This is a genomic window from Paenibacillus sp. NEAU-GSW1, assembly GCF_009737085.1.
GTDB lineage: Bacteria > Bacillota > Bacilli > Paenibacillales > Paenibacillaceae > Pristimantibacillus.
The window spans coordinates 1-16,631 of the sequence record NZ_WOVL01000048.1 but is presented as its reverse complement, the minus strand read 5'-3'; the positions used below and the strand labels follow the sequence as shown (position 1 = coordinate 16,631).

The window sequence follows — 16,631 nt, the reverse complement described above, 5'->3', positions numbered from 1 at the left end:
ATGGAATATCTTCGCCTCAAACGACAAGCGAGGGAGCAATTAAAGAGCGAGGATGGATATGCATTATCGGTTCGACGCATGCACGAACCAGAGCGTGTGTTTGGCCAAATCAAGAATAACCGAGGATTCCGCCGGTTCCTGCTTCGAGGCTTGCCGAAAGTCAGTCTAGAGGTCGGGTGGCTTTCACTTGCCCATCATTTGCTGAAGAAAGCTGCAAAGGATAAAAAATCTAAAAATAGCGTTGCAGGTCCGCAACGCTATTTTTATGAAATTCACTTTTGTAATTTACTGATGCGAGCCATTTCTCTAGCGAGCGAACCTCTTTTGAGACGGCCCCTTTCTTTTTTTTAACCATATTGTGTATATTAAGAGCTACATGGATAAATAGGAAATGCTACGAAGCCAGTTTTGCTGCGCCAAACTAAGGAAATGCTTACGAAGCCAGTTTTGCCGCGCAAAACTTTAAGGGGGAACGGTATGGGAGATCTTAGAAAAATAAATACGCTGCGCAATCAAATTTTTATCGGCTTTATGCTCGTTATGATTATCGTGCTTGCGGCTGTCGGTTTTTTCACGTACGGACAAGTATCCGTCATGCTGCGTCAAAACGCGGAGAAGCATATCCAACAGACTGCCGTTCAAGCGACGGGCAAGCTGGACGTATTGCTGCGCCAGATGGATACGTTCACGATCCAAGTGGCGAGCAACGCAACGGTACAGCGGCTGATGACACAAGAAGCGGAAGGCAAGCCGATCAGCTTTGCCGAGCGCCAATCGATTCAACGGGAGGTGCGCAAGCAGGAAGCCTATATGACTGGCATCCGTTCTGTTGAACTGTATGCGAATGATTTCCGGATGCTGATGCCCTTTACGGAAGTAAGCTTGGACAACCGAGTCCCGGTCAGCTGGATTTACTTGGCCGACGAGCAGGAAGGCAGGCTGGTTTGGTTCGGCATGGATTCCCGTTACCCCAATTCGATTGTAGCGATCCGCCAAGTCCGGCTGATCGACCGCTCTTACGAAAAGGCAGGGTATGTATTGGTGCTCATTGACAAAAACTATTTTGAGCTAACGGATACCGATGGAAACGCTGTCAGCAATACGCGCGAAATGATGGGCTTGTTCGACGCCAGCAACCAAGCGATCAATTCCGATTTTTCCAAGGAAGTCGATGTGGAGCGGATGCTGAAGCAGGGTGAACAGACGGTTACACTGGATGGCGAGAAGTACAAGGCGATTGAGAAACGGTCGGATACGACCGGCTGGAGCATTATTATTCTTACGCCTCTCGCGTATGCCGCCGAAGGACTTTCCGTTCTGCGCACCGTCATTTTAGTGTCCGTTCTAGTCGGCAGCTTGCTGTTTTTAATTTTTACGTTTATTTTATCGACGATGATTACGAGACCGATTTTGAATTTGATTAAAGCGATGCGCAATGCCAAATTAGGCACGCTTAAGCCGATTCAAATTACGTCGTCGACGATGGAAATTAACGAGCTTAACAATACGTACAATCAAATGGTCGATTCGCTTAATGAACTCATCGAGGTCGTTTATCATAAAGAGCTGATCCAAAGCCGCACCGAACTGAAGGCGCTGCAGGCGCAGATCAATCCGCACTTTTTGTTCAATACGCTGGAGGCGATGAACTGGGCGCTCGAGGATAAAGGGGAGGAAGAGCTTTCGCAAGTCGTCATTGCGATGTCCGGCTTATTTCGTTATGTCATTTCCCGCGCGGATGAGGATGAATGGGTGACGGTCGGCGATGAGCTTGAACACGCGGAACGTTATTTGAAAATCATGGACATGCGCATGCTCAGCAGACTTTCGTGGAGCATCGAAGCGCAGGAAGGCAGCAAAAGCGTTCCGATCCCTAAGCTGCTCGTTCAGCCGTTAGTGGAAAACGCAATTTCTCACGGTGTCGAGCAGCGAGTAGGAACAGGAGTCGTAACGGTAAGCGTTGCGCCTTCCAGCCGTCCGGGCTTCACCCGCATTGCGGTATCGGACAATGGGCCGGGCATGACCGAGGAAAAGCTGTTAGCTCTATATGCATCTCTCGACAGAGGTCATGATCCATCCTCCTCGAAAGGAACGGGGGTTGGGCTGAGCAATGTCGCGAAACGATTGAAGCTGTATTACGAGAAGATTGACGGTCCAAGCTTGGACATCCGAAGTGAACCCGGCAAAGGGACGACCGTTGCTTTTGAAATACCGAATGAACACGGGGAGGGGATTTTGCGATGAAAACGATTCTAATTGTAGATGACGAGCCAAGAACGAGAGAAGGCGTGCGAAAAGTGCTGGAAACCTGGTCGGCCGGCCAGCATCGGATCGAGACGGCTTCTAATGGCATCGAAGCGCTGAAGTGGATGGAAAGCAACGAAGCCAATCTGCTCATTACCGATATTCGGATGCCGGAGATTGAAGGGCTGGACCTTGTTGAGCGCATAAGCGATTTGCCGAACGCGCCTTTGGTTATTATCATTTCGGGCTATCCGGAATTTAATTATGCGCAACGGGCGATTGAATATGGCGTTGTTGAATATTTACTTAAGCCGCTGGATAAAACTAAACTTGTCAAAGCGGTGGAGACGGCGATGAAGCGGGAAGAAAGCAAGCATCGTATCGAACGGATGGAGAAGCTGGTGGATCCGAAGCTGCTGGATACAGCGCAAGAGGAAAACAATTATAGCCCTCAAGTGCAAGAGGCGCTGCAATATTTGAACGAGAATATGCAGAAATCGCCGACAATGCGTGATACAGCGGAGCATTTGCATATGAATGCGAGCTATTTGAGCGTCTTGTTCAAGGAGCAGACCGGACTTACTTTTAGCGAGTATGCAACGAGAAGAAAGGTGCAAAAGGCGAAAGAATTGCTGTCGACAACGCGCCTTTCAATCAATGACATTGCCGAGCAAGTCGGGTATCAAACGGCGAAATATTTCGTGAAAGTATTCCGTCAAATGGAGGGTACCAGCCCTGGCCAGTATCGTAAGATCAACTCCCATTCGGAAACAACGATCCAATAGAAGTAGTATTTTTCCCAATTCATCTTACCTTACGGGTCCGCCTCCACGTTGCTAGAATGGATTTGTAAGCGATTAAATCCAGCAAGCAAAAAAGGGGATGTAAACGTGTTCAAGAAAAAAACAGCAATAATGCTTTCTACTCTTAGCCTCGCGGTCGTTATGTCTGCTTGTGGTCAAAACGCCAACAACGGCGGCAACGCTCCAGCTAATGAGGGATCGAATGAAAGCGGTTCCGGTGCTGAGAAAGTAACAGTTAACTTCATGCACCTGTGGCCGGAAGGCGTATCCGCCGGTCAGAACAAAATCGTAAATCAAATCATCAACGAATATCAGAAAGAGCACACAAACGTTACGATCAAACAAGAAGTGCTTGATAACGAGCAATACAAAAACAAATTGAAAGTGCTTGCATCGTCCAACCAGCTGCCGGACGTAGGCGTAACTTGGGCTGCGGGCTTCCTTCAGCCTTACGTAGAAGGCAACCTGTTCACACCGCTGGACGATCTGCTTGGCGGAGAGTTGAACGGCAAATTCGTTAACGGCACGACGGAAGCCTATGCGATCGACGGCAAAACGTACGGTCTGCCGCTCGAATTTAACATTTCGCCGATCTACTACAACAAAGCGATTTTCGAGAAATACAGCCTGGAAGTTCCGACGACCTACGAGCAATTAAAGCAAGTTATGAAAACACTTAATGACAACGGCGTCGCTCCGATTACACTCGGCAACAAAGACCGCTGGACCGGTTCGCTCTGGTATATGTACCTGGCCGACCGCTTCGCCGGACAAGAAGCGCTGGCGAATGCGATTAATGGCACGGGATCGTTCAAGGACGAGAATCTCGTGAAAGCGGCAAGCGAAGTACAAGCTCTTGTCGACAGCAACGCGTTCGTGAAAGGCTTCAACGGCCTCTCCAACGAGGAAGCAAAATCCGAGTTTATTAACGGCAAAGCGGCGATGTACATGATGGGTACATGGGAGCTGCCGAACTGGACGTCCAATGAGGATATTCCGAAAGAATTCCGCGACAGCGTAGGGTTCTTCAAATTCCCAACGGTTGAAGGCGGCAAAGGCAATATCGACAGCTGGGTAGGCGGACCAGGCGTAGGCTTGTTCGTCTCCGAAAGCTCGAAAGTGAAAGAAGAAGCGAAGAAGTTCGTCGAATACTTTGTGCAAAAATGGGGCGAGCAAGCGGTAACAGACGCAGGTGTAATCCCGGCTACGAAAGTAGATACGGCTTCGCTTGAGCTTCCGCCACTGTATGTTGACCTGTTTAATGAAATGAACAAAGCAAGCAGCGTTACGCTGTTCGCGGACGTTCAAATGCAGCCGAATGCGGCTGAAACGCACTTGAACCAAATTCAATCGTTGTTCGGAAAAGCGGTAACGCCTGAGAAATTCTCCGAAGAACATGATGCCGTATCAAAAGCAAAGTAACGGCTTCTGAATAGGAAATAAGGACAAGGAGTTTATCCGGCCCGGGTTCGTTCGGATAGGCTCCTTGCTCCAATCAAGAGAAAGGAGTCGGCTAAATTGGATAAGGTAATGTCGAACAAGGGAATCATCGCGCTTTACGTGCTGCCATCTCTGCTGCTTATTTTAGGCATTGTGTATATCCCGATCGTGCTGACTGGCTATTATGGCCTGCATGAATGGAACGGAATCGGGGCTTTGAAGTTTATCGGCTTGGACAATTATAAGGAATTGGTTTCAGATAAAGCTTTCTGGAGCAGCGCGGGACATTCGCTTCTGCTTGCCGTTTTTTCAGCGATTAGCCTTATCGTTTATTTAATTGTTGCTATGGTATTGGCTGCAAGACTAAAGGGCGTAAACTTCTATCGCAAAATCTATTTGATTCCGATGTTGCTCTCGTCTGTTGCGATTGCACAGCTTTGGCTGAAAATCTATCATCCGACGAACGGGATTTTGAACAGCGTTTTAGAATCACTTGGAGTCGCAAATCCTCCCGCATGGCTGGCAGAGCCTTCGCTTGTACTGTTTGCTCTGTTCATTCCGATTTTGTGGCAATACGCGGGCTTCTATATACTGATTTATTATGCAGCGCTAAAAAATATCCCGACTTCCCTGGAGGAAGCGGCGAAGATTGACGGGGCAAACGCGTTCCAAATCGCTTTCCGAATCAAGCTTCCGCTCGTCATGGAGGTCGTGAAAGTCACGGTCGTCCTGGCGGTTGTCGGATCGCTCAAATATTTCGATTTGATCTATGTGATGACAGACGGCGGACCTAACGGTTCCAGTGAAGTAATGGCGTCGTACATGTACCATACCGCATTCCGTACGTATGATTTCGGTTACGGCAGCGCCATTGGCTTCTTCCTGCTCATTATTTGTTTGGTTGCAACTTGGCTGATCCGTAAAGCTACGGCTACTAAAGATACGATTCAATATTCATAAGGAGGGACGCTTCATGATGTCCGGAACTGCAGGACAGCTTGGAGGCGGGGAGAAGCGTTCAGGTGTCGGCGGCAAAATCGGCTACACGCTGCTTTATATCGTCTTGATCGCCGTCGGCGTGTTTCAAATTTTCCCGCTCGTATGGCTGCTGTTTTTCTCGCTCAAAAACAATCAGGAAGTGTTCAATCTTCCTCCGTTATCGTTGCCGACAAATCCGAAATGGGAAAATTACGAGAAGGTTTGGAGTGCCGGCAACATTGACCTTTATTTCTTAAACAGCGTATGGATTACGGTTGCTGCGACCGTGCTCACTGTTGTCTTGGGCAGCCTTGTGACGTATGCGATTACGCGGATGAAGTGGAAGGGAAGCTCCTTCGTGCTTGGCCTGTTCATGGTGGCGATGATGATACCTGTCCACTCGACGCTAATTCCGTTGTTCAGTTTGTTCAACAATATGCATATGATCGACAGGCCGATTTCGCTTATTTTATCGTATGTGGCGTTTAATATGCCGATTACGATTATGATTTTGCTTGGCTTCTACTACGCGCTGCCGCGCGAGGTAGAAGAGGCTGCCGTAATTGACGGCAGCTCGGTGAACGGCATGTTCTTCCGAATCGTGCTGCCGATGACGGGCTCGGTGCTGTCGACGACAGGCATTATTAATATGATCTATAACTGGAACGAGTTTATCTTCGTCAATACGTTCATTAGCTCGGATAAGTTCAAAACGCTGACGGTCGGCGTACAAAACTTTATCGGTCAATATTCGACCGACTGGGGCGCGATCGGCGCGACGCTGATGATTAGTATTTTGCCAATCCTGATCGCATATTTGTTCCTGAGCGACCGGATTGTCGAAGGTATGGCGGCGGGCGCGGTTAAGGGCTGAGGCTGGATTTGTAGAAGGTTGAGTTGCAAACTGCGCATTTCGAATTATTCGAAATGCTCCGTCTGCCTCTAACCTGCAGTGAAAATCTACGCCATTAACTGCTTAATAAAAAGTGAAGAACATAAAAAGTGGCTGTGCTGAGATGAAGCACAGCCACTTTTTATTAATCGGCTACGAGAGGCCCTACATATTTGAAGCTCACCTTCCACATCGATGCGTAAAGGCCCTCTAACGGATTCTTATTCCGTTAGAGTGCCTTAGGCAACACTATATTTGCTTTCTAACGGAACGAGAGGCCCTAACAATAGCTGCGCACCTTCCACATCGACGCGTGAAGGCCCTCTAACGGATTCTTATTCCGTTAGAGGGCCTTAGGCAACACTATATTTGCTTTCTAACGGAACGAGAGGCCCTAACACTTGCTGCGCACCTTCCACATCGACGCGTGATGGCCCTCTAACGGATTCTTATTCCGTTAGAGGGCCTTAGGCAACACTATATTTGCTTTCTAACGGAACGAGAGGCCCTAACAATAGCTGCGCACCTTCCACATCGACGCGTGATGGCCCTCTAACGGATTCTTATTCCGTTAGAGGGCCTTAGGCAACACAATATTTACTTCCTAACGGAACGAGAGGCCCTAACAATAGCTGCGCACCTTCCACATCGACGCGTGATGGCGACAAACGGAGCGAGGGAATGATTCTGGAGAAGCGAAGCGTTCGCTTTTGTGAGGGGATTCCTACACTACTCCGTCTAATTAAAGGAATCCCCGAGCAATGGCGATCGTAAGAACATTCCCTCGTGCAGTTTGCTAGCATCAGTTCACGAACATTCCCTCGTGCAGTTTGCTAGCATCAGTTCACGAACATTCCCTCGTGCAGTTTGCTAGCATCAGTTCACGAACATTCCCTCGTGCAGTTTGCAAGCATCAGTTCACGAACATTCCCTCGTGCAGTTTGCAAGCATCAGTTCACGAACATTCCCTCGTGCAGTTTGCAAGCATCAGTTCACGAACATTTCCTCGTGCAGTTTGCTAGCATCAGTTCACGAACATTTCCTCGTGCAGTTTGCAAGCATCAGTTTGCGCGTCATTAATCACGCGAGCTCCTTCGTGTTACTCGCGATTCTCATACATAAAATAATCAAAGTCCGCATGCAAGCTGCAGCCTGACGTGTCCTGGCATTGCATGCCGACGAACGCGCCGGTGAAGAAGCCGCCGCCCTGGATATAATCATCCGAAAGCTTATGCGAATCGAAATCGACAGGCAAGCGAGTCCAGTTCCCGCCGTCGAACGAATAGGAGTAATAATAAACCGCATGTTCGACATCGACGCGCAAATAGACGTATTCGACCTCGCTTGGCACAATGATTTCTTTGCCTTGAAGCGGCTCGGAGAATGTGAAGTTGTCACAGGCGACAAGCTGCAAAATGCGTCCCTTCTCTTCATGCCATGACAATTGGCAGGAGGTCCAGTTTTGCGTGTTGTAGTAGTTTACCAGTCCGGCCGATTGCTGATAAGTCGTCGGGTTGAAGGCGAGCTTCGTCTCCGCGGTGAAACGGAAATGCTGCCACCGTCTTGCGATGAACGCTTGCGTAAATTTGGATGTCAGTGATTCTTTGCCGTAAAGGCGTAAATGTCCGGGACGGTCTTTAAGCGATACGATGCGCTCGCCTAACGGAATACGCAAGCTTTGGAAATGGAGGTTCAGCTCCTCGCTGTCGAAGTCATCCTTCGTCAGATAGTCCGGCTCCCACGTTACTTCCGGAATGTCCGGCCCTTCAATCGTAAGCGACGGCTGGTTGCCGCCGACAATATACGGCCAATCTTCCTTCCATTCGAGACGCTGGATTGCCGTTTCCCGTCCAAGCGGACAGAAGCCGCGCGGATCAAGCAACGGTTGTCCTTCACGAGACAGCGGCCGGCCCGTCAAATGGACGAAAAACCATTCGTCCGTATGCGTCTGCACAATCGAGCCGTGACCGGCTTTTTGCAGCGGAATGCGCGGCGCATGGAACGAGGTGATGAGCGGATTGTGCGGATGCACCTCGTACGGACCGCGAATATTTTTGGAGCGGGCGATCGTCGCTTGATGCTCGTATTTCGTTCCGCCTTCGGCTGTCAGCAAATAATAGTAGCCGCCGATTTTGTACAAATGAGGCGCTTCTGTCAGTTTAATGTCGGTGCCTTTAAATATAATTTCCTGCTTGCCGATCAGCTTTTGCTCGCTGACGCTGTATTCCTGCAGCACGATGCCGTTGAAGTTGTGATGGCCGACCCGTTGATCCCACAGCATGTTGACAAAATACTTTTTGCCGTCCTCGTCATGGAACAACGAAGGATCGAAACCGGAGCTGTTGACATGGATCGGTTCGGACCACTCGCCGTCAATCGTATCGCAAGTGACCAGGTAGTTGTGGCAATCCTTCCATTGGCCCTCGGTTACTTTAACATCGGTGTAGATGAGCCAGAAACGGTTGTCACTATAGGAAAGAGCAGGCGCCCAGATACCGCCGGAATCGGGATTTCCCGTCATATTCAACTGGCTGAGCCGATTAAGCGGTCTCGCGGCGAGCCGCCAGTTTTTCAGATCTTTGGAGTGATAAATGCCGACTCCGGGAAACCATTCGAAGGTCGATACCGCAATATAATAATCTTCGCCTGCGCGGCAAACGCAAGGGTCCGGGTTAAAGCCCGGCAAAATCGGATTTTGAATGATGGACATGAGAAATCTCCTTTCAATTTACCCATCTTTTGCACTGCTGCAGAAGAGGTGTATAATTGCATTTATAGCTTAATGATAGCAAGAGGAATCCATCGTTCCCATATCCATATTAGGATGATATTTACCCAAATCGGGCGTGAACATAAAAAAGAGCGGAGGAGGAGCAAAATGCAGCAGAGAAAGGGGCCGACGTCAAGGAAGGAGTTTATGCTGCCGGACATGGACTCGACATTCCGCGTATTCGCCGCACATTGGCGGACAGTGGAGCCGGAATGGACCTATCCGCTGCATAAGCACCCGCTTTTTGAGGTGAATCTGGTGCTGTCGGGCATGCAGGAAATGACCGTAAACGGTCGTCAATATCGGCAGCGGCAGGGCGATTTGATCGTGCTGAATCCTGGGGACAAGCATGAAAGCCGCGCCGTCGGCGGGGAGGCGATGACCTATTACTGCCTTCATTTTGACGTGGACGAGCGTTCCTTTCGAGAATTGCTGCTTCAAAATGGCGAATGCTATCATCCGGCCGGAAGCGAGCTGGCCGTTGCAATCAAGCCTGCGTTGGCGAAGCTTGTCTCGCTAACGACGGAGGAGGCGGCGATGCGGGTAGAAGCGCGGATGATTACGTTATCCGCCATGTTCGAGCTGTTTGCCGCTTTAAGCGGAACGTTGTCCAAGCGCAACCGAAGCGAAGAGGGGACGAGGCGATCGGCCGTTGCTTCGCAAGCGGCGGCGATGCTGGAGCAGGCGGTCGAGCATGCAGCCGGCGGGGAAAGCGGCGTGGAGACGGTGCAGGCGATTGCGGAAGCGCTCGGATACAGCATGTCCGCGCTGAACCGGCTGTTTTCCCAAGCTTACGGAATGTCGCCCCGTCAATATGTATCCCATATGATGCTGAAAAAAGCGAAGCTGCTGCTCATGGACCACGAGCTTACGATAGAAGCAATCTCCGCTGAGCTTGGCTATCGCACCATCGCTCATTTTAGCCGGCAATTCAAGCGCTGGACAGACGAGCCGCCGAGCCAGTTTCGAGCCCGGTTTCATGAGTGACATCAAAATTACGCCAATAAGGAGCTAACCATGTATACCGTACAGATTGGATCATTTGTACTTAACCTGGAAATCGTCATCTATTTGCTATGCGGAATGGCTGGCGCGGCAGGGCTGTCGCTGCGATTAAAAAGGGAAGGCGGTTCGGCAAGTGCCGCGGCAGAAGTGATCAACGCTTTAATTGTGTGGGTTGCTGTATGGAAATTAAGCCTAATTGCGTTTGATCCTGCCGCCGTATTTGCAGACTTGCGGTCGCTTATTTATTTCAGCGGAGGGATTGCCGGCGGCTGGGCTGCGACTGCCGTTGCTTGCGGCTATTTGGTTATTCGTTGGCGGCGTGCGGGAGCGGCATGGCTTGCGATTGCAGGAAGACTGCTGCTCTTGTTAAGCGGCTGGATGACCGTGTGGTTTTGTGCAAAATTTGTTTTTGCAGATCAGTCCGCAGAAGCGTGGAAAATGGGGCTTGCCGCATTAATTTCCGCTATGGTGTTCGGCTATCAGCTGTTTGTTACGCGCTCTCTAGAATGGAGGCAGTTGGCAGCGGTCAGCGCAGTAGCGGCGGCAGGGCTTGCGGCTGTTCTGTTTGTCGATTATGGCGGAGACGGGCTTGAGCGTGCAGGAGCGGGAGCGGGCAGTGTCGTTATTGGATTAAAAGAAGGACAGCAGGCGCCGGATTTCAAGCTTTCGACAATAGAAGGAAAAGAGTCAAGCCTCTCCGATTACAGCGGCAAAATCGTCATTGTTAATTTTTGGGCTTCTTGGTGCCCGCCGTGCAAAGCCGAAATGCCGCATATGGAAAAGCTGCATGCCAAGTACGGGGGGCGAGACGTTGCTATCGTTTCTGTGAATATGACTGCAACCGAGAAAAGCGGCAAATCGGTCAGCAGCTTTGTTCAGAAGCACGGGCTGACGTTTCCGGTTATGATGGATGAGAATGGAGCTGTAATGGAGCAATACCGCGTCAGAAGCTATCCGACAACGTTCCTTCTCGATAACGAGGGTATCATCCGTGAACGAATACTTGGAGCCGTCGATTTCGCAATGATGGAGAAAATGATAAAAAAAACGGCAGCCTAGCCCTAGGCTGCCGTTTTTTTTGCGAAATACTAGCGGATATTAAAGATGTCCCACTCGCTTTCGGTCTCTGTATAGATGGCAATTAGCACGATGGCGGTCTCCGCGCCAATATTTTTCACCCTGTGCGGCGTGCACGCGTTCCAGCTGAAGGAATCGCCTTCTCCGAATTCGGCAGAGTCTTCCCCTTGCTCGGCGAAGATTGTACCCTTCACGACAATATGGACTTCTTCGCCCTCGTGCGCATGGGGCGCATCCCCCGTCGAAGCACCGGACGGAATTTCCACCAGCATCATCCTGACGTTCTTCGTGGAACTCAAATGCTCCACCTTCAAAAGGTCGGAACCGCTCGTCGTCGCTTTTCGTTCATCCTTCCGAACGATCTTCATGCGGTCCTCTTTTTTCATGAGCAAATAAGCCAAAGGCACTTGCAAAGCGTTCGCTATACTTTCAAGCGTCGATATGGAGGGGGAAGTTTTATTCGTTTCGACCTGGCTCATGAAGCCTTGAGATAAGCCGGTTTCTTCGCAAATTTGAGCGATGGTAATGTTTTTTCGTTTTCGAATCGCTCTTATGGCGGAGCCGATATCCATACGATTGCACCTCTATTGAAATATTAGTAATACAAAATATAAATACATATTAGCAAAAATATGATTGACATGCCAGCGCTTCTATTATAAATTACTAATACAAACTTTATTTTATTATTACTAATATTCGAATCGCGATCATACGCAACCTATGAAGGGGGATTTTTAATGAATCCAGCATATCAATATGATGTTCATTTGCCGGCCAGCATGGACCCGGACAGCAAATATCCAGTTATCTTTACGCTGCATGGCAAAGGCTCCAACGAGCGGAATATGTTCGGGTTGGTCGCTGACTTGGCTGATCAATTCATCATCATCGGCATTCGCGGAAATCTGCCGCTCGGCGCGGGTTATCAGTATTATGATTTGAAAAGCTTAGGCAATCCTATTCGTCCCATGTTTGACAAGGCGGCAACGCAGCTTGAAGATTTCATTCAATATGCGACGGAGAAGTATCCGATCGATTCGGGCAAACGTTACTTGCTCGGTTTTAGCCAAGGGGCGATTTTGTCGATGACGCTTGCGCTTACGATGGGCGATCAATTAAAAGGCATCGTTGCGTTGAACGGTTACGTTCCTGAATTTGTGAAGACGGAGTATTCGCTGCGCAGCGTGCAGGAAGTTTCGGTATTTGTTTCGCATGGACAATTCGATTCGGTATTCCCGGTTCAAATCGGCCACGAGACGGCAGCCTATTTTAAGGAGCAAACACCGCATCTGACTTTCAAAATCTATCCGAGCGATCACGGCGTATCGGAGGAAAACCAGCTCGATGCGCGGAGTTGGATTAGACAGGATGCCGGTTTGAATTGATTATGATTCTGAAAGGATAAATTTACTTTGTTAAATGTGAATGCATAAATTAAAGGAGTGAGAAGCATATGTTGCCTTCCTATTTTTTCGCGCACGGCGCCCCTTCGATCGTTCTCGAGGATAATGATTATACGCAATTGCTCAAACAATTTAAGGAGCATACAACGAAGCCGAAAGCGATTGTGCTCTTTTCCGCTCATTGGGAGGAGCAGATCCAGACGATTGGCGCAGCGGATACGTATGAAACGATTTATGATTTTGGCGGGTTTCAGGATGAGCTTTACCAGATGACCTATCCGGCTCATGGCAATCGCGAGCTGAGCGAGGAAATTCAATCGTTGTTTTCCAAGCATGGCATCCAGAGTGTTTCGAATGAGAAGCGGGGGCTTGACCACGGAGCTTGGGCCGTTCTAAAACTGCTGTATCCTGATGCGGATATCCCGGTAGTCGCTCTTTCCGTGAATCGGCATTTGTCCAACGCGCAGCAGTATGAAATCGGGAAAGCGTTGCAAGAGCTTAGGGAACAGGATATTCTAATAATCGGCAGCGGCGGTACCGTTCATAATTTGAGAAACTTGAATTGGCGGTCCGAGGGAGTAGACGAGTGGGCGGCGCAATTCGACAGTTGGATTCAAGACAAGGTCGAGTCGTGGGATACGGAATCGTTGTTCCAATACGACAAAATCGCTCCTTACGCGCAGGAAGCTGTGCCGACGAACGAGCATTTCATACCGCTTCTTCTCGCAATGGGAACCGGTGACGCGAATCGCCAGGCGAAGCTGCTTCATCGCAGCTATCAATACGGCAACCTGAGTCTGAGCTGCTGGCAGTTCAATTGATCCGATTGTGAAAGAAGGCAAACGAGATGGCATCCCCCGTTAAGATTAAGGCTGCAATGGAGAAAATAATCATATCAGGCGTTGCTGCTGTATATATTGTACAGCAGCTTACACATTGGGACTTGCTTGCGCCTTTGCTGGGGAGCTTAGTGTTTATCGCTATCGCTTTACTGCTGCCGAAGCTGAAGGGGATGACTCTGTGGCTTACGGCAGCTTTTATTGTTGTTGGAGCGTCGTTTATGCTGCTGAGGGGAGCTGATGCCCGGGATTGGTTCGAGGCTGCCGGAATTAACGTTACGATCGTTACGCTGTTCTTTTTCGCCCCGCTGTTTGGGATTCCAGTTCGGCTCCCGAGTTACGCCGATGCCTTAAAGCGGTTCTATGAACTGAACCTCCGCAGCAAGAACGCGTTATTCGCGGGAACGCAGCTTCTTACCCAAATCATGGGTGTGTTTATAAACGTAGGTTCAATTCCAGTCGTCTATCAAATGGTGTTTGTAAAGCCGCAGCCAGGCATGTCGCAGTTGCTTGCCAATGCGATGAACAGAGGGTTTGCCGGGGCGATTTTTTGGTCGCCGTATTTCGCTGCGATGACGCTCGTGACCTCCTCGTTAGGGCTTGCTTGGTCGTCTATTCTGCCCTATATGCTCGGCCTTGCGGTCTTAAGTCTGCTTGTAAGCTGGATGGTGGATTTTCGGGAGCTGAGGCAAGTGCAGGCGGAAGCGGAACCGCCTCCGCAGCAATCGGTTGAACGCGAGGGAGAGCCGGAGAAGGGAGCTTTTCCGCTGGGTCTCGGAATCTATTTAACGGCAGCCATTGCCGTTATCTTAATGCTCGAGCGGACGGTCAGCCTGCCGATGGTGCTGCTGATTTGTATGACGGCGGTCGTTTATCCGCTAATCTGGTGCTTCTTTAAGAAGGAGATGGCCGTATATCGGCAAGGCTTGAACAACCATCTCACGGTAACGCTGCCCGCTTTGCAGAAGGAGATTACGCTGTTTCTGGCCGCAGGCTTTTTCAGCGGTTCGATTGGCGCGACAGGTTTCGGCTCCGCGGTTCCGGCATTGCTAGAGCAAATTCCATTGCCGATTGTCTTTACCTTTTCACTTTTCACGGTTGCTTTAATTGCAGGAACCTCGCTGATCGGTCTGCATCCAATTGTGCTTGTGACCATTCTTGCCGGGGGCATTGATCCGTTAAGCGTACATATTAGCCCGGAATATTTCGCGGTTCTGCTGCTCGGAAGCTGGGGATTGTCGAATCCGATATCGCCTGCCTCGGCCGTAAACAATTTGCTGGCGGGGCTGTTGAAGAAGACCGTGTTTGAGGAAGCGGCGCCGAATTATAAGTTTGCAGGCTGGATGGCGGCAGTGCTTATAATTTATTTATTAATTATTAGTGATTTAGTCTCTTAACAGATGTATAATTTACAATATATAGGCTGGCTTGCCTCAATTAGGTGAATGGTCTTTGAAACGTACGGATGATTTATTCGTATGTAGGGTAAGAAGTCATATTGGAAAAGGGGCTAATGAAAAATGAACTACAATCATTCGACATCGTATGGAAGGCCAATGGGCAAATTGATGCTCACGTTTTTTTATGCTTTGATCGTATCCGGAATCGGCATGTTTATCGGGTTGCTGCTGCCGCCGGTCGCACGTATTCCGCTCATCATCCTAGAGGTCGCTTTGCTGATCGGTATGTTGTTCCTCCGCAAAAGAACGTCGATCGGTTATCCTCTGATGTATACGTTTATGCTTGTGTCAGGCGCGACGCTTCAATTTTCGCTTAGCTATTACATAGCGTCATTGGGCAGCGCGATTGTTATTCAGACGGTTGCTGTTGCTGTCATCGCTTATGCGGGGCTGGCGATTTACGCGACGAGGACGAAGGAAGATTTCCGCTTCTTGCGCGGATTCCTGTTTGCCTCTTTGATCGGCCTTGTTGTACTGGGGCTCTTGCAATTTATTTTTCCGTTCGGCGGAAGCATGGAAATCTTCTATTCCGGTTTCGGATTGCTCATTTTTATGGGCTACACGCTGTACGATTTCAACCGGATGGCCAAGGAAGGATTCGATGAGAGCGAAATTCCTCTAATGGTCGTGAACATTTACCTCGACTTGGTTAACGTCATTATGTTTGCTCTTCGCTTGGTGAAGTCGTTGACGGAAGACTAAGCTGAATAACGAAGGGGGTGTCCCATAAGTCATGAAAATGACGATGGGACACCCCCTTTCTTTATCTGGGCTAAACAGCAGCCTGCGCATGAAATGTTCTTCCGATCGCCATTGCTCAGGGATACCGTTGAATCAACAAGGTAAGGTAGGCATCCCTTCACAAAAGCGAACGCTGTCGCTTCTCCAGAATCATTTAATGCTCCATCTGCCCTTAACCCGTTCATGAAATGCTCATACAAATCGCTTAGATATGAAACTCTTCACCAAAGCTTATCCCGGAGGTGACCGGGACAGCTACCATCCTAAACTGCTTATGAAGGTCATCATTTATGCCTACACGCAGCGCATTTACTCCTCTCGCCAAATCGCGAAAGCAGTACGTGAAAACATCATGTTCATGTGGCTGGCAGCCAGACAGCGCCCAGATTTCCGAGCAATTAACCGCTTCCGCTCAGAACGCATGAAGGACGTACTGGAGACGGTCTTCACAGCTGTACAGAAGATCAATTCATCATTAGCTACAGTCTTCATCAACGCCCTACAGATACGCGTTGTCTCAAACCGCACCTAGACAAAGTGAAGGCTTCTCTTGGTCATTTGCCGGGGACCATCATTGCAGATGCTGGCTATGGGAGTGAAGAAAATTATGCTTATCTGGAGTCATACGTGGACATGTGCAGCAGGACAGAAACTCCTATTCCTTTATGAAGGCAGAAGCACCACGGAAAGCGGATATGAAATCGTTACCCGCATGTATCGCAGTATCTCTTGCGAGGGCTGTCCACTGAAGGAAAGATGCACAAAGGCACAAGGAGATTGGGAAATAAAGGTCAACATGGAATATCTTCGCCTCAAACAACAAGCGAGGGAGCAATTAAAGAGCGAGGATGGATATGCATTATCGGTTCGACGCATGCACGAACCAGAGCGTGTGTTTGGCCAAATCAAGAATAACCGAGGATTCCGCCGGTTCCTGCTTCGAGGCTTGCCGAAAGTCAGCCTAGAGGTCGGGTGG

Annotated in this window: 13 protein-coding genes and 2 pseudogenes; 13 read left to right on the top strand and 2 right to left on the bottom strand. The window is 49.5% G+C overall.

Going from position 1 to position 16,631, the window contains the following annotated elements:
- From GOM71_RS24625 to GOM71_RS23320, 6 genes and pseudogenes are all read left to right on the top strand, one after another.
- A pseudogene (locus GOM71_RS24625) lies at positions 1–231 on the top strand (transposase); the annotation flags it as partial.
- A 246-nt stretch (positions 232–477) separates the two neighbouring features.
- Positions 478–2,244, top strand: coding sequence for a sensor histidine kinase (locus tag GOM71_RS23340; protein ID WP_156285521.1), 1,767 nt, complete (start codon positions 478–480; stop codon positions 2,242–2,244).
- Complete coding sequence (locus GOM71_RS23335) at positions 2,241–3,029, top strand: response regulator transcription factor (RefSeq protein ID WP_156285520.1); 789 nt, start codon at positions 2,241–2,243, stop codon at positions 3,027–3,029. Before GOM71_RS23340 ends, GOM71_RS23335 begins: the two co-directional genes overlap by 4 nt.
- Positions 3,030–3,134: 105 nt before the next feature.
- Positions 3,135–4,469: an extracellular solute-binding protein gene (locus GOM71_RS23330; RefSeq protein WP_367649767.1), complete on the top strand. Its 1,335-nt coding sequence runs from the start codon at positions 3,135–3,137 to the stop codon at positions 4,467–4,469.
- Positions 4,470–4,565: 96 nt separating this feature from the next.
- A complete protein-coding gene (locus GOM71_RS23325; RefSeq protein ID WP_156285519.1) occupies positions 4,566–5,447 on the top strand; it encodes a carbohydrate ABC transporter permease in 882 nt (293 codons plus the stop codon).
- Positions 5,448–5,460: 13 nt separating this feature from the next.
- A complete protein-coding gene (locus tag GOM71_RS23320; protein WP_156285518.1) occupies positions 5,461–6,339 on the top strand; it encodes a carbohydrate ABC transporter permease in 879 nt (292 codons plus the stop codon).
- 1,117 nt (positions 6,340–7,456) lie between these two features.
- On the opposite strand, the gene GOM71_RS23315 is transcribed toward GOM71_RS23320, so the two are convergent.
- Entirely contained in the window at positions 7,457–9,067 is a 1,611-nt protein-coding gene (locus tag GOM71_RS23315) for a glycoside hydrolase family 43 protein (RefSeq protein WP_156285517.1), read from the bottom strand.
- A 168-nt stretch (positions 9,068–9,235) separates the two neighbouring features.
- Between GOM71_RS23315 and GOM71_RS23310 the strand changes: the two genes are divergently transcribed.
- Positions 9,236–10,114 (top strand): helix-turn-helix domain-containing protein, encoded by an 879-nt coding sequence (locus tag GOM71_RS23310; RefSeq protein WP_156285516.1) that lies wholly within the window; start codon positions 9,236–9,238, stop codon positions 10,112–10,114.
- Between the two features lie 30 nt (positions 10,115–10,144).
- The gene (locus GOM71_RS23305) at positions 10,145–11,191 is read left to right on the top strand and encodes a TlpA family protein disulfide reductase (RefSeq protein ID WP_156285515.1); all 1,047 of its coding nucleotides are present in this window, start codon (positions 10,145–10,147) and stop codon (positions 11,189–11,191) included.
- 29 nt (positions 11,192–11,220) lie between these two features.
- Here the strand turns inward: GOM71_RS23305 and GOM71_RS23300 are convergent, their stop codons facing one another.
- The gene (locus GOM71_RS23300) at positions 11,221–11,781 is read right to left on the bottom strand and encodes a helix-turn-helix domain-containing protein (RefSeq protein ID WP_156285514.1); all 561 of its coding nucleotides are present in this window, start codon (positions 11,779–11,781) and stop codon (positions 11,221–11,223) included.
- A 168-nt stretch (positions 11,782–11,949) separates the two neighbouring features.
- Between GOM71_RS23300 and GOM71_RS23295 the strand changes: the two genes are divergently transcribed.
- The 5 genes and pseudogenes from GOM71_RS23295 to GOM71_RS25225 all read left to right on the top strand — a co-directional run.
- Positions 11,950–12,597: an alpha/beta hydrolase gene (locus GOM71_RS23295; protein WP_156285513.1), complete on the top strand. Its 648-nt coding sequence runs from the start codon at positions 11,950–11,952 to the stop codon at positions 12,595–12,597.
- 68 nt (positions 12,598–12,665) lie between these two features.
- Complete coding sequence (locus GOM71_RS23290) at positions 12,666–13,436, top strand: dioxygenase family protein (RefSeq protein WP_156285512.1); 771 nt, start codon at positions 12,666–12,668, stop codon at positions 13,434–13,436.
- 56 nt (positions 13,437–13,492) lie between these two features.
- Positions 13,493–14,851 carry a hypothetical protein gene (locus GOM71_RS23285; protein ID WP_216651809.1) on the top strand — a complete coding sequence of 453 codons (1,359 nt, stop codon included), beginning with the start codon at positions 13,493–13,495 and terminating at the stop codon, positions 14,849–14,851.
- Positions 14,852–14,974: 123 nt separating this feature from the next.
- The gene (locus GOM71_RS23280; protein ID WP_156285510.1) at positions 14,975–15,616 is read left to right on the top strand and encodes a Bax inhibitor-1/YccA family protein; all 642 of its coding nucleotides are present in this window, start codon (positions 14,975–14,977) and stop codon (positions 15,614–15,616) included.
- Positions 15,617–15,842: 226 nt separating this feature from the next.
- Positions 15,843–16,631 (top strand): annotated as a pseudogene (locus tag GOM71_RS25225) (transposase); the annotation flags it as partial.